The sequence below is a fragment of the Pseudomonas nitroreducens genome (assembly GCF_014204515.1).
GTDB classification, from domain to species: Bacteria; Pseudomonadota; Gammaproteobacteria; order Pseudomonadales; family Pseudomonadaceae; genus Pseudomonas; species Pseudomonas nitritireducens_A.
In genome coordinates this window covers 56,564-76,623 of sequence record NZ_JACHLI010000035.1, presented here as the reverse complement: position 1 = coordinate 76,623, position 20,060 = coordinate 56,564, and the positions used below count along the sequence as shown (strand labels likewise).

At 58.1% G+C, this 20,060-nt stretch carries 22 protein-coding genes and 1 tRNA gene; 16 read left to right on the top strand and 7 right to left on the bottom strand.

Annotated elements, in window-relative coordinates:
* Positions 1 to 170 precede the first annotated feature (170 nt).
* The 4 genes from HNP46_RS29840 (at position 171) to HNP46_RS29825 (ending at position 3,953) form a co-directional block, all read left to right on the top strand.
* Positions 171 to 947: a hypothetical protein gene (locus tag HNP46_RS29840; RefSeq protein WP_184596343.1), complete on the top strand. Its 777-nt coding sequence runs from the start codon at positions 171 to 173 to the stop codon at positions 945 to 947.
* A 380-nt stretch (positions 948 to 1,327) separates the two neighbouring features.
* A complete protein-coding gene (locus HNP46_RS29835) occupies positions 1,328 to 1,606 on the top strand; it encodes a type II toxin-antitoxin system HigB family toxin (RefSeq protein ID WP_184596341.1) in 279 nt (92 codons plus the stop codon).
* Complete coding sequence (locus HNP46_RS29830) at positions 1,596 to 2,807, top strand: ImmA/IrrE family metallo-endopeptidase (RefSeq protein ID WP_184596339.1); 1,212 nt, start codon at positions 1,596 to 1,598, stop codon at positions 2,805 to 2,807. Before HNP46_RS29835 ends, HNP46_RS29830 begins: the two co-directional genes overlap by 11 nt.
* Positions 2,808 to 3,953, top strand: a complete 1,146-nt coding sequence (locus HNP46_RS29825; protein WP_184596332.1) for a beta family protein — start codon at positions 2,808 to 2,810, stop codon at positions 3,951 to 3,953.
* A 36-nt stretch (positions 3,954 to 3,989) separates the two neighbouring features.
* Here HNP46_RS29825 and HNP46_RS29820 read toward each other — a convergent pair whose 3' ends face one another.
* On the bottom strand, positions 3,990 to 4,322 hold the full coding sequence (locus tag HNP46_RS29820; protein WP_184596331.1) for a hypothetical protein: 333 nt from the start codon (positions 4,320 to 4,322) through the stop codon (positions 3,990 to 3,992).
* A 634-nt stretch (positions 4,323 to 4,956) separates the two neighbouring features.
* Between HNP46_RS29820 and HNP46_RS29815 the strand changes: the two genes are divergently transcribed.
* The 12 genes from HNP46_RS29815 (at position 4,957) to HNP46_RS29760 (ending at position 12,922) form a co-directional block, all read left to right on the top strand.
* Positions 4,957 to 5,229 carry a DNA-binding protein gene (locus tag HNP46_RS29815; RefSeq protein WP_184596329.1) on the top strand — a complete coding sequence of 91 codons (273 nt, stop codon included), beginning with the start codon at positions 4,957 to 4,959 and terminating at the stop codon, positions 5,227 to 5,229.
* The gene (locus tag HNP46_RS29810; protein ID WP_184596328.1) at positions 5,222 to 5,440 is read left to right on the top strand and encodes a hypothetical protein; all 219 of its coding nucleotides are present in this window, start codon (positions 5,222 to 5,224) and stop codon (positions 5,438 to 5,440) included. The genes HNP46_RS29815 and HNP46_RS29810 overlap by 8 nt, the downstream gene beginning before the upstream one ends.
* A gap of 3 nt (positions 5,441 to 5,443) precedes the next feature.
* On the top strand, positions 5,444 to 5,791 hold the full coding sequence (gene pflM, locus HNP46_RS29805; RefSeq protein ID WP_184596325.1) for a lysogeny maintenance protein PflM: 348 nt from the start codon (positions 5,444 to 5,446) through the stop codon (positions 5,789 to 5,791).
* A 438-nt stretch (positions 5,792 to 6,229) separates the two neighbouring features.
* On the top strand, positions 6,230 to 6,661 hold the full coding sequence (locus tag HNP46_RS29800; RefSeq protein ID WP_184596323.1) for a DNA-binding protein: 432 nt from the start codon (positions 6,230 to 6,232) through the stop codon (positions 6,659 to 6,661).
* A gap of 15 nt (positions 6,662 to 6,676) precedes the next feature.
* On the top strand, positions 6,677 to 6,838 hold the full coding sequence (locus HNP46_RS29795) for a hypothetical protein (RefSeq protein WP_184596322.1): 162 nt from the start codon (positions 6,677 to 6,679) through the stop codon (positions 6,836 to 6,838).
* A complete protein-coding gene (locus tag HNP46_RS29790) occupies positions 6,839 to 7,087 on the top strand; it encodes a hypothetical protein (RefSeq protein WP_184596320.1) in 249 nt (82 codons plus the stop codon).
* Positions 7,088 to 7,100: 13 nt separating this feature from the next.
* Entirely contained in the window at positions 7,101 to 7,337 is a 237-nt protein-coding gene (locus HNP46_RS29785) for a major capsid protein (RefSeq protein ID WP_184596318.1), read from the top strand.
* A 150-nt stretch (positions 7,338 to 7,487) separates the two neighbouring features.
* A complete protein-coding gene (locus HNP46_RS29780; RefSeq protein ID WP_260403306.1) occupies positions 7,488 to 8,753 on the top strand; it encodes an attachment protein in 1,266 nt (421 codons plus the stop codon).
* 4 nt (positions 8,754 to 8,757) lie between these two features.
* Positions 8,758 to 9,114 (top strand): DUF2523 family protein, encoded by a 357-nt coding sequence (locus tag HNP46_RS29775; protein ID WP_184596316.1) that lies wholly within the window; start codon positions 8,758 to 8,760, stop codon positions 9,112 to 9,114.
* Positions 9,115 to 9,117: 3 nt separating this feature from the next.
* Positions 9,118 to 10,404, top strand: a complete 1,287-nt coding sequence (locus HNP46_RS29770; protein ID WP_184596314.1) for a zonular occludens toxin domain-containing protein — start codon at positions 9,118 to 9,120, stop codon at positions 10,402 to 10,404.
* A 239-nt stretch (positions 10,405 to 10,643) separates the two neighbouring features.
* Positions 10,644 to 11,936: a hypothetical protein gene (locus tag HNP46_RS29765; protein ID WP_184596313.1), complete on the top strand. Its 1,293-nt coding sequence runs from the start codon at positions 10,644 to 10,646 to the stop codon at positions 11,934 to 11,936.
* Positions 11,933 to 12,922, top strand: a complete 990-nt coding sequence (locus HNP46_RS29760; protein WP_184596311.1) for a phage integrase — start codon at positions 11,933 to 11,935, stop codon at positions 12,920 to 12,922. Before HNP46_RS29765 ends, HNP46_RS29760 begins: the two co-directional genes overlap by 4 nt.
* A gap of 32 nt (positions 12,923 to 12,954) precedes the next feature.
* On the opposite strand, the gene HNP46_RS29755 is transcribed toward HNP46_RS29760, so the two are convergent.
* From HNP46_RS29755 to pth, 6 genes are all read right to left on the bottom strand, one after another.
* The gene (locus tag HNP46_RS29755; protein WP_184596309.1) at positions 12,955 to 13,431 is read right to left on the bottom strand and encodes a tetratricopeptide repeat protein; all 477 of its coding nucleotides are present in this window, start codon (positions 13,429 to 13,431) and stop codon (positions 12,955 to 12,957) included.
* A 10-nt stretch (positions 13,432 to 13,441) separates the two neighbouring features.
* Complete coding sequence (locus HNP46_RS29750) at positions 13,442 to 16,078, bottom strand: RHS repeat-associated core domain-containing protein (RefSeq protein ID WP_260403305.1); 2,637 nt, start codon at positions 16,076 to 16,078, stop codon at positions 13,442 to 13,444.
* 16 nt (positions 16,079 to 16,094) lie between these two features.
* Positions 16,095 to 17,720: a DUF6531 domain-containing protein gene (locus tag HNP46_RS35690; protein ID WP_221455165.1), complete on the bottom strand. Its 1,626-nt coding sequence runs from the start codon at positions 17,718 to 17,720 to the stop codon at positions 16,095 to 16,097.
* A 328-nt stretch (positions 17,721 to 18,048) separates the two neighbouring features.
* A tRNA-Met gene (locus tag HNP46_RS29740) sits at positions 18,049 to 18,125 on the bottom strand.
* Between the two features lie 177 nt (positions 18,126 to 18,302).
* Entirely contained in the window at positions 18,303 to 19,403 is a 1,101-nt protein-coding gene (ychF, locus tag HNP46_RS29735; protein ID WP_184596307.1) for a redox-regulated ATPase YchF, read from the bottom strand.
* 40 nt (positions 19,404 to 19,443) lie between these two features.
* A complete protein-coding gene (pth, locus tag HNP46_RS29730; protein ID WP_081516404.1) occupies positions 19,444 to 20,028 on the bottom strand; it encodes an aminoacyl-tRNA hydrolase in 585 nt (194 codons plus the stop codon).
* Positions 20,029 to 20,060: the final 32 nt, after the last annotated feature.

Sequence of the window (20,060 nt, the reverse complement as noted above, 5' to 3'; positions counted from 1 at the left end):
CCTTGAACTACCGATCCCCAAGGGAATTTCGGCGGCGCAAACAGGCAGCAAAATTAGCGTGAGTCCCTGTACTCAGATGCGGGGAGCAGACCACTTTACGGGTACTAGCGTCTCGCGCTAGCTTCGGATATGGCCACGTGCCATGTGTGGATGCTCGGAAGGGAAGGATCATGGGACTGGATGACCGTGAATGGATGCGCCGCGAAAGTAGCGAGCGTCAACGAGAGGGAAGGGCTCGAAAGCGTCCCAGGACTTTCCGTTGGAACGCTCTGCACTTGCTTGGCGGCATGGTGCTCCTTGCGGTTCTCGCTCTTACTTGGCCATCGCTCCGATCACTTGTAGATCGACTGTTGGCTTCCGAGCCCGTCGAAGAAAGTATTCCGATCGCCGAAGACCCTCGGACTCTTCCGGCACCTCCTCCTGAAGTGGCCCATCGCCAAACTGCCCCAGAAGCCTCCAGCCGACGCACACTGCGCGATTGCCTGCATGGCCGTAATGCCATTGATGAAGAAGTGATTCGTTGCCAAAACGGTGGCGAGCTACCGCGGGCCCGCGCTTCGCAGAAGCCTGCTGAGCCTCAAGGCATGGTTTCCCAAGAATACTTAGCGCGGTTTCAGGCTGAGCGGGATCGGCGGATAGCTCGGCAGGGTAGAACTCAAAATCACACCCAGGAGCGCAATTCGCAGTGGATAAAGAGCTGGGATGGCGGAAGCAGCTATCTGGCTGAGTGGGTTGCTATTAACAACGTTATTGATGGCGGCTCTGTCTGCCGGAACCAAGGCTGGGGTTCCGTTGAGTATCGTGAGTGCCGAAAAGGAGCCAAGGTGCATTTTCGTGAGCAATGCCGCGCTTGGACTGCTCGTGCTGGCAAAGATCGCTCGGATTGGAGCTACCAGATGAAGGAGCGATATTGCACCGCTGAAAGCTCATTTAGCCCGATGGGGTGATTTCTCAAATAGAGCACCATATTTCGGGTCTTTTGGACTGGCGCGTTTATGCGTCGATAGGGACAGCAGAGCTTCTAGGCTATGCCGGATGCTGCGGCTCCTCCCTGTTGGCATACCGCTGGGTGTTTTTGAACCTGTCGAAGCCATTTTCTGCGGTAAATGGCCACCTGCAGTGCTCTCCCCAGACAACTATTTCGATGAGCAGTTCACCTTATCTCTGCTGCGCAAATCAACTTTTGTGCTCGTCTTAGCCCTTCTCATCGTGAGGGTATAGTGGCTATAAGCCATGGTAAAGGATTGCCGTTGTTCCCAAATTGGGAATTTTTGTTGACTGTTCAGTCGTGACGGCGTAATTTGATCCCAAATTGGGAATTTAAGCTATGCATCTGCTGGGAAGAGACAAGCTCGGGCCGCTTAAGGGGCGTGACAAGGGACTAGATAAATGGATTGTCAGCTGGGTTTCAGAAGTGATTCACGCATCGTGGAACGATTCTGCCGATTTGCTGGCCCAATTTCCGAAGGCGCAACAGATCGCGTCTGGGATTTTTAGATTTTGTGTCGTGACGGGAAACTACATGATTGAGGTGCGCGTAGCGTTTCCTCAACGAGTGGCGTTGATTACGACGTTGATAACTATAGAAGAAAGCAATGGACACTAAGGTCATACGAACAGAGGAACAGCATTCGGCTTACCTCGAAGAGATTGGCAGGCTAATAGAGTTAGAGCCTGCTCCAGGATCTCTAGAAAGTGATCGTCTTGAATTGCTTACTGTGCTAGTGGAAGCATACGAAGATAAGAAGCATCCAGTAGAGGCTCCTGATCCGATCGATGCAATTCTATTTAGGATGCAGGAAAAAGGTTATAAACAAGCTGATTTGATTCCTTATTTTGGTACTAGAAGTAGAGTGTCTGAGGTTTTAGGAAGAAAGCGGCCTCTGACAGTTCCAATGATTAGGGCTTTGGCGGTTGGGCTTGGGATTTCTGCTGAGACTCTAGTTGGTGTCTCAGTGCCGGAAAATTCTTCCTCTAAAGAGGACGTTGATTGGACTAAGTTTCCAGTCAAAGAAATGGTTGCGAGAGGTTGGATTCAAAAAATTGTTGGAAAAGCTACGCGAACTACCGAGGAAACGGTAAGGGACTTTATTTCCCAGATTGGCTGGGGTGTTGGAGGGGCCGCATTTAAACGAGCGCCGCTGGGGGATGCATATTCACCGGCAACAAAATACGCCCTCTATGCATGGCTGGTTCGAGTCATTCAGAAGGCAAGGGAAAAAAAAGGTCGCGTAGGTGTTTTTGATGAACGTACGCTATCTAGTTCGTTTTTGCGCGATCTGGCCCAGTTGAGTTGGTCGGAGCATGGACCTGTCTTGGCTGTAGAGTTTTTAGAGAAAAATGGAATTGTGGTAGTGGTAGAGCCGCATTTAAAAGGGACCATGCTGGACGGAGCATCATTGAAGGATGCTGATGGAACACCGGTTGTTGCGTTGACTTTGAGACATGACCGTTTAGATAATTTCTGGTTCACTCTTCTTCATGAAGTTGCCCATATTTGGAAACATATTGGAAGAGAAGAGACGTTTTTAGATGACCTAGACGCTTCGTCTGATGATGGTCGGGAGGCCGAGGCTAATAGGTTGGCACGAGAAGCTTTTATTCCTAGGGTTTCTTGGAAGAGAAGCGAGGTTTCGCTGTCGCCAACTCGAGAAAATATTGACAAATTGTCTCGAGAGCTAAGAATTCATCCTTCTATTATTGTTGGAAGAATTCAAAGGGAAAGTGAAAATTATCAGATTTTTACGGATATGCTTGGGCGCGGTGAAGTGAGGAAGCTATTTCTAGATACTCCTGAGGGTGTATAAATGAGCGCGAGATACATTCCGATTCTGAAAGCGAAGGAAGGGGAACTGAGAGCGGTGTCTTTGCTTTCGGATAGAGCGTTGAGAGCTATACAGCCGTGGTTTGATGTGCCTCCGCTTAGTGATAAACGTCGGATGGAATTGCTGGAGCGGCATTCTCCTCCTGTGGAGTCATTCCTTAATTCCATCACGTTTGAGATGTCGCGAGCGTGTAAAGGTCGGTCTGTATACTTGGATTTACCTCGTTGGGCTACCAATGCACAAACAGAGGGTGGTGAGCACGTTATTCCTTTTATGAGGAATCAGCTCGAGTCTATGGGGGTAAAGGTAAGTCCAGTAGTTGATATAGTACGCTGGGACGACCCGGTCTATGTCAACGCGTTGCAGGGTATGCGGTTAGAGTCTGGGCGAGAGTTCATTGTTCGTTTCCCAATTGATCGCGATACGATAGAGGAGATGTCTGAGGAAGATGTTTTCTTCGCAAGATTGGAGGAGATTTGCGATGTGCTTGCCCTAGACCCGGGGCTAACTCGGATCATGGTTGATTTCGGAGATTTGTCTTCGCAGCGACATACAGTCCCAGCTACTCTCGAAGTTGCCGGAAAGGCTATTCCTCTTCTTCGTCGTGCGGGATTTATTGATATAAGTGTTTCTGGTTGCTCGTTGCCCGCTTTTATTTCAGATGCTGTAAAAGAACAGAATTCAACGGGCTTAGTGCTCCGTAAAGAAATGTTGGTATGGCGAGACTTGGTTTTGAATGAGGTCGGTCCGAGAGCAGTTGTTTTCTCCGATTACGGGATTCGCGGGCCTAATTCGAATGACGTTGGGGGCCCTTCAAGTACCAACGGAAAGATTAGGTATACAATCGAAAAGGAATACTTTATAGCTCGAGGATATCCTATCAAGGAAGGCTTGAAAGGCGCTCAGTACTATGATCTTGCTCAAACTATTATTGATTCTGGCCACTATATGCCTGGCCTTAGTTGGGGGGATGCGCAGATTCTGAGATGCAGTCATGGGGAAATAAAAGGGAATTCTTCTGACTGGATTGCCTTTGATACAAACCATCATATTGAGGCTGTGGCTCTAGAGGTTCTTGAGTTTGAAAGTAAAGTTGCCGCGCGGAAAGTTCGTGAGGCTGTGCGGTAAACTAATGGAAAGGGGTGAACGGATTCACCCGAATGCTCACCAAGTTTTCTCGCGAGTTCCTTCTGTGCACTCCTTCACGTCATCATCAATGACGTTGTCGGGCTTTATGCACTCCCTCATGGGTCTGCGCACGCCTCTATAGGCTTCTCTGTCGCGTTGAGCCTGCATCGTAAGGTTTCGCCTGGCCCCTTCCGCTAGTGGTCCTTTACCACCGGCAAGGCTTTGCATGATGCTTTTCTGGAGGTAGTCCGCAGGGATTTCGATGATGGGTTTCATCGCCTCGGCGGCTTCGGCTAGGGCGGTTTTCTCTTCAGCGGATGCGAGGGTGGTGCAGCTCAGGATGGCAAGGCTGGTCAGTATGGTTTTCATCTGATTCACGTCCTTGTAGCTGTAGGTTGATTGGGCCTAGCAAATAGGGGCTTAGCCAGACCATATGCCCGTGGCATCCAGCGTCAATCGGAAAAGACTGAAGTTCGGAAAGCGGCGCCTATTCCCTGGTCATGCGCTTCACCGTCTTACTAGCTGTGGCAGGCGTGGCCTGTGTTTCTGCTTCATTCCTTCCTGGCGGATTTCTCTCGGGCGTACCAGCGCCTAGCTACCGTCTGAGTAATCTCTATCCCGCGTCGTGTCCGGCCAAGTTTCGATCAGCTTCGTCATACTCCGGGCTTCGGTGCCCATTCTCGGGTTCTGTCCGTCCCGATATCAGCCAAAGCGCGTAATGAGGATATGCGTCCGCCAAGATGCCGACTTCCTCAGTACTAATCCTGATCTTGCCGCTACTGATATTTCTCCAGCGATCGTAGTTCTTCCCGCCAAGCTCACTGAGGTGCTTAGGACCAAGCGTTCGGATCAGTTGAAGCGCTCTATTTCTTACAGAATCCATCGACTTTTCTCACGGAGAGTAACCTTTACGCACGCAATTTGCGGGGGTAGCCTTTACTCATGCGTAAATTTTACTCCAGCTAAGCGCTGGGAACGTCCGGCCCGATTATAGGGAGTTCGTATGGAAGATTCTGGAATAGTGGGGTTCACGGTCACGGGAGCTGTCGAAAAGGTTACTGACTTCCGAACTGCGCCGTTCTGCTCCCAAGCGGTATTCGCCCAGATGCTGGGCCTTGAGGACATCACGGAAGACGTGGTGCGCGGTTGGGTCGAAACCCGGACCGTGCCGACCGCCAAGATTGGCCGCCGCCGCGTCATCAACCTCCACAAAATCCGCCGCGACCTCGACAAGGGCAAGTCGATCTTCTGCCAGGGGGATTACGACGATGAGTAATCGCTATCTGGTGGAGATGTGCACCTTCCATGGCCTTACCCGCCGTCGTCGCTGGCACCGCGTGCATCAGGGCACCTCGCGCGCCGAATGCGAGCAGTGGATCAACGAAACCGTCGCCGGCTTCCCCTCAGAAGCCGAAGCCCCTCGCTCCTGGAGCCTGACCCGTGAACGCGCCTTGCAGGCCTACCGAGTGCGCGGGGTGAGGGCATGAGCCATGAACCTCTTCAATGCCTACCTGGGCAAGCCCCACTCTTCGGGCTGCGACTGCTCTGTCTGCGCCGCGAACCGGATCCTGCAAACCCCTTCGCCCCTGGATCACTCCAGCCCGTCCACACGATGCACCCAGTGCCGCCCTACGCGAGTATTCACGGTCGTTGGGATCATGAGTCGAGTCTCCGGTGCCTGGAGGCTGGTTTCGAGTACCTATCGTGTGGAGCGGGGATATACCTGCGACAAACACACGCCCGCGCGCCGTCCGCCGCAGTACTGGCACGTTGTCTACGACAGCGGCAGGCCCACGCCCTTCGTGCCCATTCACCAGCCATTCGAGTGGGAGGGCTGAACCATGTCCACTAGGTTCATCGCATACCTGATCGTCCGCCTCGCCTTCATCGCCGTCGCGCTGCTGGTGAGCCGATACCCCGCTCGCCACATCCGCCCCACCTGGGCCAATCAGGTCAGGGGCCGCCGCACCGGCTTGTCCGAACACGCTCTACCGTTCGGACAAACGGAGCGCCGGGCGAAGCGCACCCTTGACCGCGCTCCCCCCTGAACAGCCTCAGCTCGGGAGGGTGGGGTAGCTCCACCACCCCGCGCTCCTGAGCCCTCGGCGGCGAGAGCGGGATGGTAAGGGCAGCGCCCTTACGACGTTGATCTTCGCTCCCACCACGCACCACACCCCAAACCACGGCACCACCCCACCCGCTGAATGACGGCCACCAACGCGCCCAAATTGCAGCAGCGGGCCAACTCATGCCCGAAAAAGGCAAAGGAGCTTCACATGAACATGTTTGCCACCACCGGCGGCGTAGTCGAACTCTGGGTCACCAAGACCGACACCTACACCTCCACCAAGACCGGCGAAATCTACGCCAGCGTTCAGGCCATTTCCCCAATCCCCGAAGGCGCTCGCGGCAACGCCAAGGGCTTCGAGATCAGCGAATACAACATCGAGCCGAGCCTGCTCGACGGCATCGTCTTCCAGGGCCAGCCGCTGCTGTGCAAGTTCGGCAGCGTCGTCCGCCCGACACAGGACCGCTTCGGCCGCACCACCAATACCCAGGTGCTGACCGAGCTCCTGAGCGTGGGCAAGGACGCCACCACGCAACCCCGCCAGCCCTCTGTACAGCAGCCCACCCAACGTCCGACTCAGCCGCAGCCCACCAGCGACAAGCCTGCCGCTGACAAGCCCGGCGAGCAGCCGAAGAACTGACCGGGAGACGGGCACATGAACGTGGACGGCTACCTCTTCTGTGATCGCTGCGGCAGCGCCATCGGCCACCTGTGGAACGAACCGGCAGTCGCCCCCGCTCTGCTGCCCGAACCCACCCGCCACATCTGCCCGGACTGCCTGGAGCTGACCGAGCTGAACGACGTGGAGGACGAGTGAATGGGCGTTGTTGCCGTACAGGTCTGCAGCAGTTGGGAGTCCACTGCGGACGGCCTGATGCGTTGCCAGCAGTTCGAATGGCAACAGGCCTACCTGATACCGCCCGAGGCCGCCGGAGCAGTAGAGCTCCTGGCCAATGGCGGGTTCTCCCTGGAGGCCTTCAGCGTGGGTGCTGCAGGCGTCCTGGGAGCCTTCGTGACGGGCCTGCTGACGGGCTGGGTCGCGTCACTTCTCCGTAAAGCCCGATAGAGAGGAACTACCTATGAACGCACTGCAAACCATCAACCCGGTCACCGCCTTCCGCAACCTGTGCATCGCCGGCGCCGTGACTGTTGCCACCTCCGTTCCGGCCTGGGCCAAGGTCATCGATATCTCCAGCGTCGAAACCGCCATCTCCGAAGGCAAGGAAGACATGTCCAGCATCGGCGGCTACATCGTCGGCGCCCTGGTCATCCTCGCCTGCGCAGGCCTGATCTACAGCATGTTGCGCAAGGCGTAAGCGGTGCTGTGGTCGGTGTGGTTGGGGGCGTTCTTCGCCGGCGCCTTCATCACCGGGTACCGCTGCGGCGAATTCTTCTGACGCGCTGACACGACAGCGGAAGCCCCCACGGTGCGCCGTTGGGGGCTTTTTTTGGCCTGGAGATTTCCAATGGTGAGGCAATGGGTGTGGCTGCTGGTGGTGCTGTTTGTGGGGCAGGCGGGGGCGGAGGATTACAACTGGGACGATGGCAGGACGCGTACCGGCTACAAGACGGCGATGGAGGCTTGCTATCTCGGGCCAGTAGTTGATGGCGGCAACCAGGAAATGTACGAGTTCGTCATGAACCCGTCTGGTACCTCCGGTTACTGCAAATGGAGATGGCGGGACAGTGGCGTACACGTTGGCATTATCAACTTCAGGCGACATGGCGACTCATGCTCCGGTGGCCGTGTTTACAGTGAAACCATCTATGGCTGCGCCTGCCCCGAAGGCCAGGAGCAGGACGCTACCGGCCTGTGCGTCGCACCGCCCTCCTGCGACAGCGGCCTGCAACTGCTGACCCGCGGCGCCGACTCTCCCGTCACCACCGTCTCCGGCCGCGTCCTCGTCCTCAGTACCCCGCCCTCCAGCGTCTGCAGCGCGAGTTGCCTGTACATCTCCACCAGCAGCAAGGCCGCCTCCTGCTACCTCCTCAGCGGATCCGCCGACACCGGCTTCTGCAACTACACGATGGCCAGCAACGGCGAACGCTGCAGCAGCGAAGACGCCCCCGGCCCGGACGTCGGCGATCCCCCAAACCCCGACGACACCCCCGATACCCCGTCGCCGCCATCGGACCCCGACGACCCCGGCTGCCCCGCCGGCCAGGCATGGGATGGCGGCGCCTGCACGAAAGACCCGGCCGACGATGAGGGCGGTGACGACGGCGAGGACGACGATACCCCAGGTGAACCCTGCGACATCGAGGGCGACTGCTGGGATGACGACGACAGCGGTGGCGGCTCGGGAAGCGGCTCCGGTAGCGGATCAGGCAGCGGCAGTGGCGACGGCGAAGGAGATGACGACGGCGAAGGCGAGGGCGAATGCGACCCGCGCAAAGGCTACCTCTGCGGCGGCGGCGAAGGCCCCGAGTCCGGCCTGAACGCCCCCGAGTCCGGCAGCTGGGACAAGGCCAACGAAGAGTGGGACCAGCGCCTGGAAGAGGCCAAGAAAGAACTCAAGGACAAGGTGAAGGCCAACGTCGATCAGATGAAAAGCGCCTTCGACCTCAACCTCTCCGCCGGCGGCGGCCAGCTGCCCTGCGACTCCATCAGCGTCTGGGGCAAGTCCTACCGCTTCTGCGTCGCCGACTACGGCGAACAGCTCATCAACCTCCGGCTCGCGCTGCTGCTCATGGCCTCCGTCATCGCCGCCCTCATCGTCCTCAAGGAGTGACCTCATGGAATGGCTATCAGGCTTCCTCGATCAGATCATCGGCTTCTTCCAGTGGATCTGGAACTTCTTCGCCCAGGGCGTCTACGACTTCGTCAAGGACGGCCTTGTCGTCGCCACCAAGGCCGCGATGTACAGCGCCCTGCAGACCTTCCTCCTGCTCATCGACGTCAGTTTCACCGTCGCCAACGACCTCATCGAAAGCCTCGGTGTCGGCCAGCTGGTGCGCTCGATGTACGGCGCACTACCGGCCCCCATCGTCTCCGCGCTGACGTTCTTCGGCGTCCCGCAGGCCCTCAACATCATCTTCGTCGCGGCCGTCACGCGCTTCTGCATGCGCTTCGTGCCCTTCATCGGGAGGTGACCCATGTCCATCAAGATCCACCACGGCCCCAACGGCTCCTACAAGACCTCCGGCGCCATTCAGGACGACGCCGTCCCGGCCCTGCAGGAAGGCCGCGTCATCATCACCAACGTCCGCGGCTTCACCCTGGAGCGCGCCTACGACGTCTTCCCCGAGCTGCCGGCCAGCGCCGAGATCATCAACCTCGATCTCGAATCCCTCGCCGACCTCGACAAAATGCGCAGCTGGTTCCAGTGGGCGCCGCGGGGCGCCTTTCTGATCTTCGACGAAACCCAGCTGCTGTTCCCCAAATCCTGGCGGGAAAAGGACCTGGAAAAATTCGACTACCCCGGCGGCCCCGAAGCCGCCCACGCCGCCGACCGCCCCATGGGCTGGCTCGACGCCTGGACCCGGCACCGCCACTTCAACTGGGACATCGTCCTCACCACCCCCAACATCAGCTACATCCGCGACGACATCCGCATGACCTGCGAGATGGCCTACAAGCACTCCAACCTCGCAGTGATCGGCATCCCCGGCCGCTACAAGGAGGCTCAGCATGACGCCCAGCTCAACCGACCACCCGCCGACGGCACCATCGTCGAATACAAGCGAATCAAGAAACAGACCTTCGCCCTCTACCAGTCCACCGCCACCGGCAAGACCCAGGACACCAAAGCCGGCAAGAGCCTGCTCCGGTCCCCTAAGCTGGTTTTTCTACTGGCACTGCTGGCCTGCACTATTGGCTTTGTCAGCTATATGGGACCTCTCAAGGTCGTCGGCGGGCATGCTGCTCAAGCCCCTGCCGCGTCTGCTGCTGCGACTGCTCCGGGCAGTCCTGCGGCCCCTGCTCAAGCCGCTGCTGTGGCTGCTTCGACGCGTCCTCCTGCGCCTGGGACTGTTCCTGCTCAGCCTCTACCTGGTCGGCCAGCTGATCCGCCTCCTGATCTGAATCCGCACCCCTTCGCCGGCCGCTCCATCACCATCACCGCCCACCTCTACAGCAAGAAGAAAGGCGACCAGTACATGTTCGCCCTGGTCGACCTCGATGGCCGCCGGCTCGACCTCACCAGCTGGGAACTGATCGGCTCCGGCTACGCCGTCCGCAGCAAGGGCGCCTGCATCGCCGAGCTGATGTACGAGCGCTGGAAGCAGACCGTTACCTGCGCTGGAGCTGCGGCCAGACCAACGACCTCCAACGCCCCGCTTACCGCTGCGATATCTCCCGCCAGCAGTCCACCAACGCCTCCTCAACAGGTGGTCGTGGTACCCGACAGCGAATACGCCTCACGGCCCTGGAGGAAGCAATGAACATCCCCGGACTGATCAATGCCCTCGGACTGCTCGTACTCGCCTTTGCGCTCGGATTCTTCAGCGCGTTGCAGCTGGTTCAGCCGATGGCGGCGTTTCCCTTTTGAATTGGCGAGCCGCGCCGCCGGCCGAGAGCGTAAGGCACGAGCGGTAGGCCGGCGGCGCGGCCGACGACCCTGTAACACGTCGGATAGCTAACGAGTAAGCACCTCAATAAACCTCATTGAAGGTACGAAAGAATGAAAAAGGCAGTTCACCCCCTCCGCCTGATCCTCAAGGAGAACGGGGATTTTTATGAGTCGTCCGAAGGACGGATTTTCATGGACCCGAGCAACGGCAGATTCGCCGACCTGTCGGCTGTTCGCCTGCTGCGTTGTGGCGTCGATACCGTGCGGCAGCTGTACAACGGCATGATCCGCCCGGAGGTCATGGCGCTGTTCGATGAGCCCGAGGATCTCGTCAACTTCGCCGGCTACAAGTGGGCCAAGGGCCGCATCGGTCGCGACTCGGGCTACCAGTACCGCCTGCAGAACGCCGACATGGGCCTGATCCTGCTGATCAAGAACCATAACGTGAAGCTGGAAAACATCGGCCCGCACCTCAAGATCGAAGTTTCTCCACACGCCCTGGATGATGCCGATCCGAAGATCCTGCAGGGCGTAATGGATGACCTGGCCGCCGGAGTGCTCTCAGCCTTCGAAGTGAACCAGTGCGCCGTCCATATCGCCCTAGACGTCCAGGGTTGGACCCCGCCTGCAGACTTCGTGGACCGCATGCACTGCCGCTCCCGCCGTGTGCGCCAGATCAGCGGCATTGACCGCATCGAGTACGACGGCAACGCCTCGGTTTACGGGCGTGGCGAGACCTTCATGTTCGGCTCGGCTAACGGCCTGCAGATGTGCCTGTACAACAAGACGCTGCAGGCGAGAGCGACCGACAAACTCGACTACTGGGAGTCCGTGTGGGCATCCCTGAACGGCGATCCGTTCGGCGATGGTGAGCCCGCCTTCAACCCGCTGGAAACCGTGTGGCGTATCGAGTTCCGCTATCACCACTCCATCATCCAGCAGTTCTCCGAAGGTTCCACGATGACCTCTGGCGAGGTGATCGGCTGCCGCACCTATGAGGGCCTTTGCCCGCACCTGCAGGGCCTCTGGCAGTACGCCTGCGACAACTACAAGCTGATTTCCCGGGAAGGGATCTTCGACGCCTTCTGGTCGCTGATCAGCCTCGACACCCAGGTGCAGGTGGAAGCCGATCCGCTCATCGAACGCACCGAGTACCGCCGCTACTACAAGACCGCTCAGGGCTTCTCCGGCAAGAACTGCGAGATGTTCCTGGGACAGTTCGCCAGCCTGATCGCACGGGAGCGCATCCCGCCAAAAAAAGCGCTTGAGGTCGGGAGAACGCTTCCCTTCTGGCACGTGATCGAAGACCACTACACCGCCAAGGGCTACAGCACTCGCGACCTCGAAAAGCACGTCATCGGACTGATCAACGATCGATACATCAGGCGGGGCTACGCGATATGACCGCGCGCAAGGATGGGAAAACGTGGACGGCTGACTTCTACGAGAACGGTCGTTCCGGTCGCAGGATCCGCAAGAAAGGCTTCGCTACCAAGTCTGCAGCCATTCGCTACGAGCAGGACTTCTTCACCGTCCTGGGCGAGACTGGCCGCCCGCTGGATGATCGCCTCTCGGATCTGGTGAAGGTCTGGTACGACCTCCACGGCTGCACCCTGAAGGACGGCAAACAGCGTTTGGCACGCTGCCAAGCATTGGCCGAACGCCTCGGAGATCCGCAGGCCTTCGAGTTCGATTCGCTTGCCTGGGCACGCTATCGCCAACGTCGACTGACCGAGGTGAAACCGGAGACGGTAAACCACGAACAGCGCTACCTGTCGGCGATCTTCTCCGAGCTGATCCGCCTCGGTTCGTGGCACAAGGCAAACCCGCTGGCCAACGTCCGGCAGATCAAAACCGATCAGGTCGAACTGACCTTCCTCACCCTGGATCAGGTCGGCCAGCTCCTCGAGGAGTGCAAGGCCAGCACGAACAACCACACGTACCCGGTCGCTCTCCTATGCCTCGCTACAGGTGCCCGCTGGGAAGAGGCCGAGAGCATCGCCCGTGGGGCCGTGCATGGGGGAAAGGTCCACTACCACCGGACCAAAAACCGTCAGAGCCGCTCAGTGCCGATCCCGGCCGAGCTGGAGCAACTGATGTTCAAGGTGGGCATGCCGGGAACCGGCCGCCTGTTCATGTCATGCCGCGCCGCCTTCCATTGCGCCTATGAGCGCTGTGGATTCCAGACGCCGGGCCAACTGACCCACATTCTCCGCCACACCTTCGCCAGCCATTACATGATGGGAGGAGGGGACATCCTCACGCTGCAGCGGATCCTGGGGCACTCGTCGATCACGATGACGATGCGGTATGCGCATTTGTCGCCGGAGCATTTGGAGTCGGCCCTGCGCTTATCTCCAATTGCTCAGATGAATTCTTTCGGCAATTAAAGAGGGGCGCTATTGAAACGCCCCGAGTCATTTTAAGAGACTAGATCTTTCGATCTCTTGATATTTTCTTGGGCTAGTGTGTAAATCTCTCCTTGGTCATGAGGAACCTTCTCGTATGCTTTTATGGCTTTTTTGTAGTCCCCAATATCGAAGAACGCATTCCCTAGGTTGTAATTAAGAATTGGGTCGTTTGGAGAAAATTGAAGTGCCGTATTAAGCTGCTCACATGACTTCTCAGGGGCTCCAATTGCGGAGTAACTATTGGCCAGGGCGCGGTAGGCTTCAATGTCGTCAATCCGGCTTTCTAATGCCTTCTTGAATGAGTGTATCGCCATTTCATAGTTGGAGGATTTAAAGAATATGTCTCCAATTATGTACCACGCATGGTTGTAGTCCTCCTTGAATTCCTCGCTTATGGAATTTGTATTTTTATTGTATAGCCTGTTGAACGCGGTTTCATAATCCTTGCCGCGCAATAGCTCATGAATTTCTATGAATGGATCGGTCATATCTCACCTACTAACAGTTCTGGTCATCGCCATACGGCCAATTAGGATTGCAGAGAGTCGGGATGACTAGGCATGGGTTAAGCATAAACGGGATTGGCATTCGCATCCTAATTCCGCCTTTGGGGCGTCGCGAATGCTCTTCACCTTCAGGGTGCCCGACATTTCGTTCACGCTCCCCAGACTTTTGCCTTTCATCTGCACCTTTTCTTTTGTTTGGGTTTTCAGGTTTTTTATATTTGTCTCGGACAAGCCCGTCAATGTCGAAAAAATTGATAGGGTTGTTTTCTGTATAGTGATAAAGCTTGTTCATGTACTCAGATTGCGATGAGTAATTTACTAGTCCAAGCCCTTCAGCTAGCTCGACTCCCGGATCAAGAGACTTGTAATCCAAACCAAGCGGGTCACTTTCGATGTATCGTCCTGTTTGTGGGTCGTAATCGCGGAGGTAGTTATAGTGCAAACTGCTCTCTAAGTCGAAATATTGTCCCGGAAAACGTAGATTGAGTATCGCCTGCTGCCCAGTACCTTGCGGATCCTGATTCGGAGCGCCATTGCCGAATGCATCCGACTGCCACTGCCAGATGATCTGCTGGTTCGCTGAAGTGGCCAGGCGGGGCGTGTTCAGGTGGTCGCTGTGCAGGTAGATCACCCGCGGCGAACTGCTGCCTTGGGTCTCCACGCTGGCCAGCGGCATGCTGTCCAGCCACAGGTAGGCCTGGCTGCGCAGGGCGGTGCCGGCGCTGCTGTAGTCCTGCTCCGCCAGCAGCTGACCGTCGGGGCCGTACAGGTAGGTGGTAAAGCCCTGGCCGGTGAGCTTGGCGATGCGCTGGCCGAGGCTGTTGTAGCGATACTCGGCGACCTGCTGGCCATTGACCTTCACGCTGGCCAGGCGGTTCTGGGCGTCGTAGCCGAGCAGGCGGCTGGCGCGGTCCTGGGTCAGGTTGCCGGCGGCGTCGCTGGTGACGGCCTGGTTGTCGATGGCGGTCAGGCGGTTGCTGTCGCTGGCGTACTGGTAGGTGGTGGTCGCGGTGGTGCCGTTTTCGGTTTGCTGCCGCTGGGTGCGGTTGCCTACCGCGTCATAGGTGTAGCTGCGTTGCTGGTTGGCGCTGTTCTCGCTGGTCAGCCGGTCCAGGGCGTCATAGCCGTAGGTCAGGGTGCCCCAGAGATTGTTGGCCAGCTCGGTGATGTTGCCGTTGGCGTCGCGCTGGTAGTCGTTGCGCCACGGGCCGACGTCCTGGCGGGTCAGTTGGTAGTCCTGGTCGTACTCGCGCTTGAGCTGGATGCCGTTGGCCCAGGTCAGCTGCTGCAGCGGGCCGAACGGCAGGTAGCTGATGCCGCTGGCGAGGTTACCGGGGCTGCCACCTTCCAGGGCCAGCGTCACGCTGCTGACTTGCCCGCCGGTGTTGCGCGGGTAGCCCACCTGCACGGCGCCTGGGTAGCCGATGCCCACCAGTTGGTCAGCGGCGTCGTACTGGAAGGTCACGCTGTCTGCCAGGGTCTGGCCGTTGACGCTGAGGCTGCGCGCCTGCTCGATCAGGTTGCCGCGGGCGTCGTAGCGATAGGCGAGGGTGCCGCTGCCATCCTGGATCGCGGTGAGGCGGCCGATGCCTACGTTGCCGTTCGCTGTGGCGTCGTAGCTGTAGGTCGCGTCCAGTGCCGGCGTGGCCGGGTAGTGGCGCGCAGTCAGACGATTCAGCGCGTCGTAGCTGAAGGTGACGACCACGCCCCGGGCATCGGTCTGTTGGGTGACGTTGCCAGCAGCGTCGTATTCGAAGGTGCTGGTACCGCTGTCCGGGCTGATCAGCTTGGTCAGGTTGCCCAGGCCGTCGTACTCGTAGCGGGTGGTGACGCCGCGCGGGTCCTGCACCTGGGTGAGGTTGTCCTGGGCGTCGTAGCCCAGCTGGGTGACGCCATTCAGTGCGTCGGTCTGGCCGACCAGACGATCCAGGGCATCGAAGCTGCTGGAGTTGCTGAACTGGCGCGGGTTGGTGTGGCCGGTGGGGTTGTCGTTGAGGTCGTACTGGTAGTGATCGGTCTGCGCACCCGCGCCGACCGAGCGCAGCAGGCGGCCCAGTTCGTCATACACCCAGCTCTGTTGTTGCTTGAGGGTGCCGGTGGCGTCTTTCAGGCGCTGGGCAGTGCGTTTGCCGGCGACGTCGACGTCGTACTCCACGCGCTCGCCAAGGTTGTTGGTGATCGCGGTGAGGCGGCGCGCCGGGTCGTAGGTGTATTGCAGCCAGCTGCCGTCGGCGCGGGTGATCCTGGTCAGTTGGCCGACTGCATCGTGCTCGAAGCTGGTGGTGCTGCCGTCGGTGGTGATGCTGGCCAGCTTGGGATCGACGCCGCTGTAGGTCAGGGTGCTGACCACGCCGTTGGCGTCGGTGACGGAGCCGGGGTTGCCGCGCTCGTCATAGTTGCCGAGCAGGGTTTCCTGCCCCAGGGCGTTGGCGACCTTGGTGAGGTTGCCCTTGGCGTCGTAGGTGTAGTGGGTGACGTCCTGCACGTCAGTGCGCGGGCCGTCGGCGGTTTCGATCAGTCCCTGGGCGGTGTAGGTGTAATTCCAGCTGCGCTCGGCCGCTGTTGCGGACATAGCGAGGCCGCAGGCAAGGGCGAGCGCGCCCAGCCTGTACATGGGATGTACCTGCATGATGACTTCCTTGGCGTTAGCGGGAGGTGACGGTCTGACCGGTCTGGCGGCCCTGGGCGTCGTACTGGTAGGTGGTGATGCGGTCGGGTTCGGTGACCTTGGTTTTCAGGTAGAGCGTCGGGTGCCACTCGGTGGCGATGGTGCGAGCCTGCGCGGTGCCGGAGGCTTCGGTGCGGCTGGTTTCGAGGCCGCGGTCGTTGTAGTCGTAGGTGGTGAGGTTGCCTTTGGCGTCGGTTTTGGTTTTTAGAAGCCCTTGGGTGTCGTAGGTGAAGGTGGAGTTACTTGCAGGGCAGTTTGGGGTGGGCTCTCCCTCAAGCGAGGTTAGGAGTTTTTTGCCTTGCAACACTTCATAACGGTATACGGCTTTTTTGCCATATTCGTTGGTGATCGTAGTGGACCCATCAGCGTTGTAAGCCAAAGTCACTCGTTCTGCGCTTCCCGCATGTTCGCTGGACAAACCTCTGCCAAGCTGGTCGTACGTCCAGGATGCGAACCGAACTCCATTTCGATCAATGATCCCTGTCAGGCTATTAGGCGTACCAACAGCAACCATGGACGGCTCGTTATACAGGTACTGCATGGAAGTATTATCCGGATAGTGGACGGCAATCAGGTTGCCAGTCGTGTCGTATCCGTAATTGATGTTTTCCCCGGAATCATTTGTTGCTTTGGCTATGTTCTTGTCTTGATTGTAGGTGAAGCTGATGGAATGCCCCAGGTCGTCGCTGATCTTGATGAGCAGTCCCAGGCTCGGGGCTACGCTGCCAGGGGTCGAGTTGTCGCTATATTCAAAGCTAAGTGCTCTGCTCAAGTTGTTAGTGATTGATTGAATATTTCCGTCGGTCGAATAGCGCTCTTTGTTGCCGCTCTCAGGATCAAGATAGGTCAAGCCAATCACATTTCCTGCAGGGTCTTTTTGTGAGGTTAAGGATCCTTTAGAGCCAATATCTGGGATCCATTGGTCGCCGACGGTGCGGAATCCCATTTGTAGGCCGTTAGGTCTGAAGAGAACTGCAGATTCCGAAATTGTTTCCTTGAAGTATGCAAGCTGGTAGGAGTATTCATGCCTCCAGGACTTTCCCATATTGCCTGCAGCTACGACATCACTGCCGTTGAAGTATCGGCGAAATCGTAGTGATGGAGAAATTGGATCTTCAGCTTCTTGATACTTCGTGCCGGTCAAGGCATTGATCGGATTGCCGCCTGACGCGCACATTTGTGCTGGTCCAAAGTTTTTCTCGGGCAGATAGTCTCGTTTTGTAGCGAATATGCCGTCCCCGCCACCACAGCCGTTCCCGAGGATCAAGTTGTAGACTTGACCATTGTTAGCATCTGATGGGTAGTAAACCTCTCTTACAAAGCTGCAATTTGGCATGTGCCAGACGTTTTGATAAGACTGCCACCATGCATTGATCGCGTCTTTAGTTGTCAGCCAGGGGCCGTTGAACATATATCCAGAGTGACGATAGGGGGCTCCCCAAAAGCTCTCCGCGTTAGATGTTTCGCTGATACACAGTGCGCTGATAAGTATTGCTATGTGTTTTAGGTTTGGCATTTGTGGCTCACTCTGATTTTTTGAGTGGGAATTAAAAGGCGAAAATGAAAAAGCCCGGCTAGTCTGCCGGGCTTTATCGGTTTGCACTTCCTGTGGGCGCTCTTAGGAAAGAGTGACCTACATTTAATCCTTAATTCCTATCAGAACAATGCTTTTCAGAGGAGGAACTGAAATATCAGGGTGACGCACCTGGAATATACAGAGGATGAACCGACTATATTTAGTGATCAAAGCGCATGAGGAGCTCCGCAATCCTGCGTCTAAGGACGGCGGTAGCTCGCAGAGTCGAACGAAGCTCAGGATTTGAGCGAGTTGAAAAGGTACTGAGGTGCGGTAGTAGACAGGGTGTAGTCACTTCGTAGTCACTACCGCAGAAAGCACAAAGGGCTAGCTTTCGCTAACCCTTTGTTTTGTATGGTGGCTACACCGGGACTTGAACCTGGGACATCAGCATTATGAATGCTGCGCTCTAACCGACTGAGCTATGTAGCCGAGTGGCGCGCATTTTCCGCAGATCGAGGGGGGGTGTCAACCCCTTTTCTTGAATATTGTTCTGATCTATCAATCGTTTAGCCGGTCGCGAGAGATTTTCGCGATGAGCGGCGGGGTAGGGTGCACATAAGAAAAAGCCCCGGCGGGTGGCCGAGGCTTTTCGGGGATCGCAGGGGCTTAGACGTTGAAGCGGAAGTGCATCACGTCGCCGTCTTTGACGATGTACTCCTTGCCTTCCAGGCGCCATTTGCCGGCTTCTTTCGCGCCCTGTTCGCCCTTGAACTGGATGAAGTCGTCGTAGGCAACGACTTCGGCGCGGATGAAGCCTTTCTCGAAGTCGGTGTGGATCACGGCGGCGGCCTGCGGAGCAGTGGCACCGACGCGGACGGTCCAGGCGCGGACTTCCTTCACACCGGCGGTGAAGTAGGTCTGCAGGTGCAGCAGCTCGTAGCCGGCGCGGATCACGCGGTTGAGGCCCGGCTCTTCGAGGCCGAGGGATTCGAGGAACATGTCCTTCTCTTCGCCGTCGTCCAGCTCGGCGATCTCGGCTTCGATCTTGTTGCACACCGGCACGACCATGGCGCCTTCTTCTTCGGCGATGGCGCGCACGACGTCCAGGTGCGGGTTGTTCTCGAAGCCGTCTTCGGCGACGTTGGCGATGTACATGACCGGCTTGCTGGTCAGCAGGTGGAAGCCGCGGACGACGCGCTTCTCGTCATCACCCATGTTCTTCATCAGCGAGCGGGCGGGTTTGCCTTCGGTGAAGTGGGGGATGAGCTTTTCCAGCAGGGCTTTCTGCACCAGGGCTTCCTTGTCGCCGCCCTTGGCGTTGCGCGCGACCTTCTGCAGTTGCTTCTCGCAGCTGTCGAGGTCGGCGAAGATCAGTTCGAGGTCGATGATCTCGATGTCACGCTTGGGGTCGACGCTGTTGGAGACGTGGATGACGTTCTCGTCCTCGAAGCAGCGCACGACGTGGGCGATGGCGTCGGTCTCGCGGATGTTGGCGAGGAACTTGTTGCCCAGGCCTTCACCCTTGGACGCACCGGCGACCAGGCCGGCGATATCGACGAACTCCATGGTGGTCGGGATCACGCGCTCGGGCTTGACGATCTCGGCCAGCGCATCGAGGCGGGCGTCGGGCATCGGGACGATGCCGCTGTTCGGCTCGATGGTGCAGAAGGGGAAGTTTTCCGCCGCGATGCCGGATTTGGTCAGGGCGTTGAACAGGGTGGACTTGCCGACGTTGGGCAGGCCGACGATGCCGCAGTTGAATCCCATGCTAGGTTCCTCGCGCCACGTGGCGGAAATAGAGGTGTGATCAGGCCTTCTGGCTGTGCAGCTTCTGCATCGCGCGGGTCCAGTCCCCGTCGAGCATTTCCGGCAGCACGCCGAGGGCGGAGTCGATGCTGGTATCGAGCAGTTCCTGCTCGGAGCGCGGAGCGCGGCCGAGGACGAAGCCGGAGACCAGGCTGCTGTGCCCCGGATGGCCGATGCCAAGCCGCAGGCGATGGAAACCGTTCTGGTTGCCGAGCTGGGCGATGATATCGCGAAGCCCGTTGTGCCCGCCGTGTCCGCCACCCTTCTTGAGCTTGGCGACGCCGGGGGGCATGTCGAGTTCGTCGTGGGCCACCAGGATGGCTTCGACCGGAATGCGGAAGAATCCGGCGAGCGCCGCCACGGCCTGGCCGCTGCGGTTCATGTAGGTGGTGGGGATGAGCAGACGAACGTCGCGGCCCTTGTGGCTGAACTTGCCGACCAGGCCGAAGTACTTCTTGTCGAGAGACAGGTTCGCGCGTTGCGCGTCCGCCAGTCGCTCAACGAAAAGGGCCCCCGCGTTATGCCGGGTCTGGTCGTATTCAGGGCCTGGATTTCCCAGGCCAACGATCAGTTGTACGGCAGTCACGACGGGGGCCCCTTCCTTAAAGGCAATGGTGC

Excerpts from the sequence above, each read along its gene's own strand:
- HNP46_RS29840 (WP_184596343.1), top strand. The coding sequence starts at position 171 with ATGGGACTGGATGACCGTGAATGGATGCGCCGCGAAAGTAGCGAGCGT.
- HNP46_RS29835 (WP_184596341.1), top strand. The coding sequence starts at position 1,328 with ATGCATCTGCTGGGAAGAGACAAGCTCGGGCCGCTTAAGGGGCGTGAC.
- HNP46_RS29830 (WP_184596339.1), top strand. The coding sequence starts at position 1,596 with ATGGACACTAAGGTCATACGAACAGAGGAACAGCATTCGGCTTACCTC.
- HNP46_RS29825 (WP_184596332.1), top strand. The coding sequence starts at position 2,808 with ATGAGCGCGAGATACATTCCGATTCTGAAAGCGAAGGAAGGGGAACTG.
- HNP46_RS29820 (WP_184596331.1), bottom strand. The coding sequence starts at position 4,322 with ATGAAAACCATACTGACCAGCCTTGCCATCCTGAGCTGCACCACCCTC.
- HNP46_RS29815 (WP_184596329.1), top strand. The coding sequence starts at position 4,957 with ATGGAAGATTCTGGAATAGTGGGGTTCACGGTCACGGGAGCTGTCGAA.
- HNP46_RS29810 (WP_184596328.1), top strand. The coding sequence starts at position 5,222 with ATGAGTAATCGCTATCTGGTGGAGATGTGCACCTTCCATGGCCTTACC.
- pflM (WP_184596325.1), top strand. The coding sequence starts at position 5,444 with ATGAACCTCTTCAATGCCTACCTGGGCAAGCCCCACTCTTCGGGCTGC.
- HNP46_RS29800 (WP_184596323.1), top strand. The coding sequence starts at position 6,230 with ATGAACATGTTTGCCACCACCGGCGGCGTAGTCGAACTCTGGGTCACC.
- HNP46_RS29795 (WP_184596322.1), top strand. The coding sequence starts at position 6,677 with ATGAACGTGGACGGCTACCTCTTCTGTGATCGCTGCGGCAGCGCCATC.
- HNP46_RS29790 (WP_184596320.1), top strand. The coding sequence starts at position 6,839 with ATGGGCGTTGTTGCCGTACAGGTCTGCAGCAGTTGGGAGTCCACTGCG.
- HNP46_RS29785 (WP_184596318.1), top strand. The coding sequence starts at position 7,101 with ATGAACGCACTGCAAACCATCAACCCGGTCACCGCCTTCCGCAACCTG.
- HNP46_RS29780 (WP_260403306.1), top strand. The coding sequence starts at position 7,488 with ATGGTGAGGCAATGGGTGTGGCTGCTGGTGGTGCTGTTTGTGGGGCAG.
- HNP46_RS29775 (WP_184596316.1), top strand. The coding sequence starts at position 8,758 with ATGGAATGGCTATCAGGCTTCCTCGATCAGATCATCGGCTTCTTCCAG.
- HNP46_RS29770 (WP_184596314.1), top strand. The coding sequence starts at position 9,118 with ATGTCCATCAAGATCCACCACGGCCCCAACGGCTCCTACAAGACCTCC.
- HNP46_RS29765 (WP_184596313.1), top strand. The coding sequence starts at position 10,644 with ATGAAAAAGGCAGTTCACCCCCTCCGCCTGATCCTCAAGGAGAACGGG.
- HNP46_RS29760 (WP_184596311.1), top strand. The coding sequence starts at position 11,933 with ATGACCGCGCGCAAGGATGGGAAAACGTGGACGGCTGACTTCTACGAG.
- HNP46_RS29755 (WP_184596309.1), bottom strand. The coding sequence starts at position 13,431 with ATGACCGATCCATTCATAGAAATTCATGAGCTATTGCGCGGCAAGGAT.
- HNP46_RS29750 (WP_260403305.1), bottom strand. The coding sequence starts at position 16,078 with ATGCAGGTACATCCCATGTACAGGCTGGGCGCGCTCGCCCTTGCCTGC.
- ychF (WP_184596307.1), bottom strand. The coding sequence starts at position 19,403 with ATGGGATTCAACTGCGGCATCGTCGGCCTGCCCAACGTCGGCAAGTCC.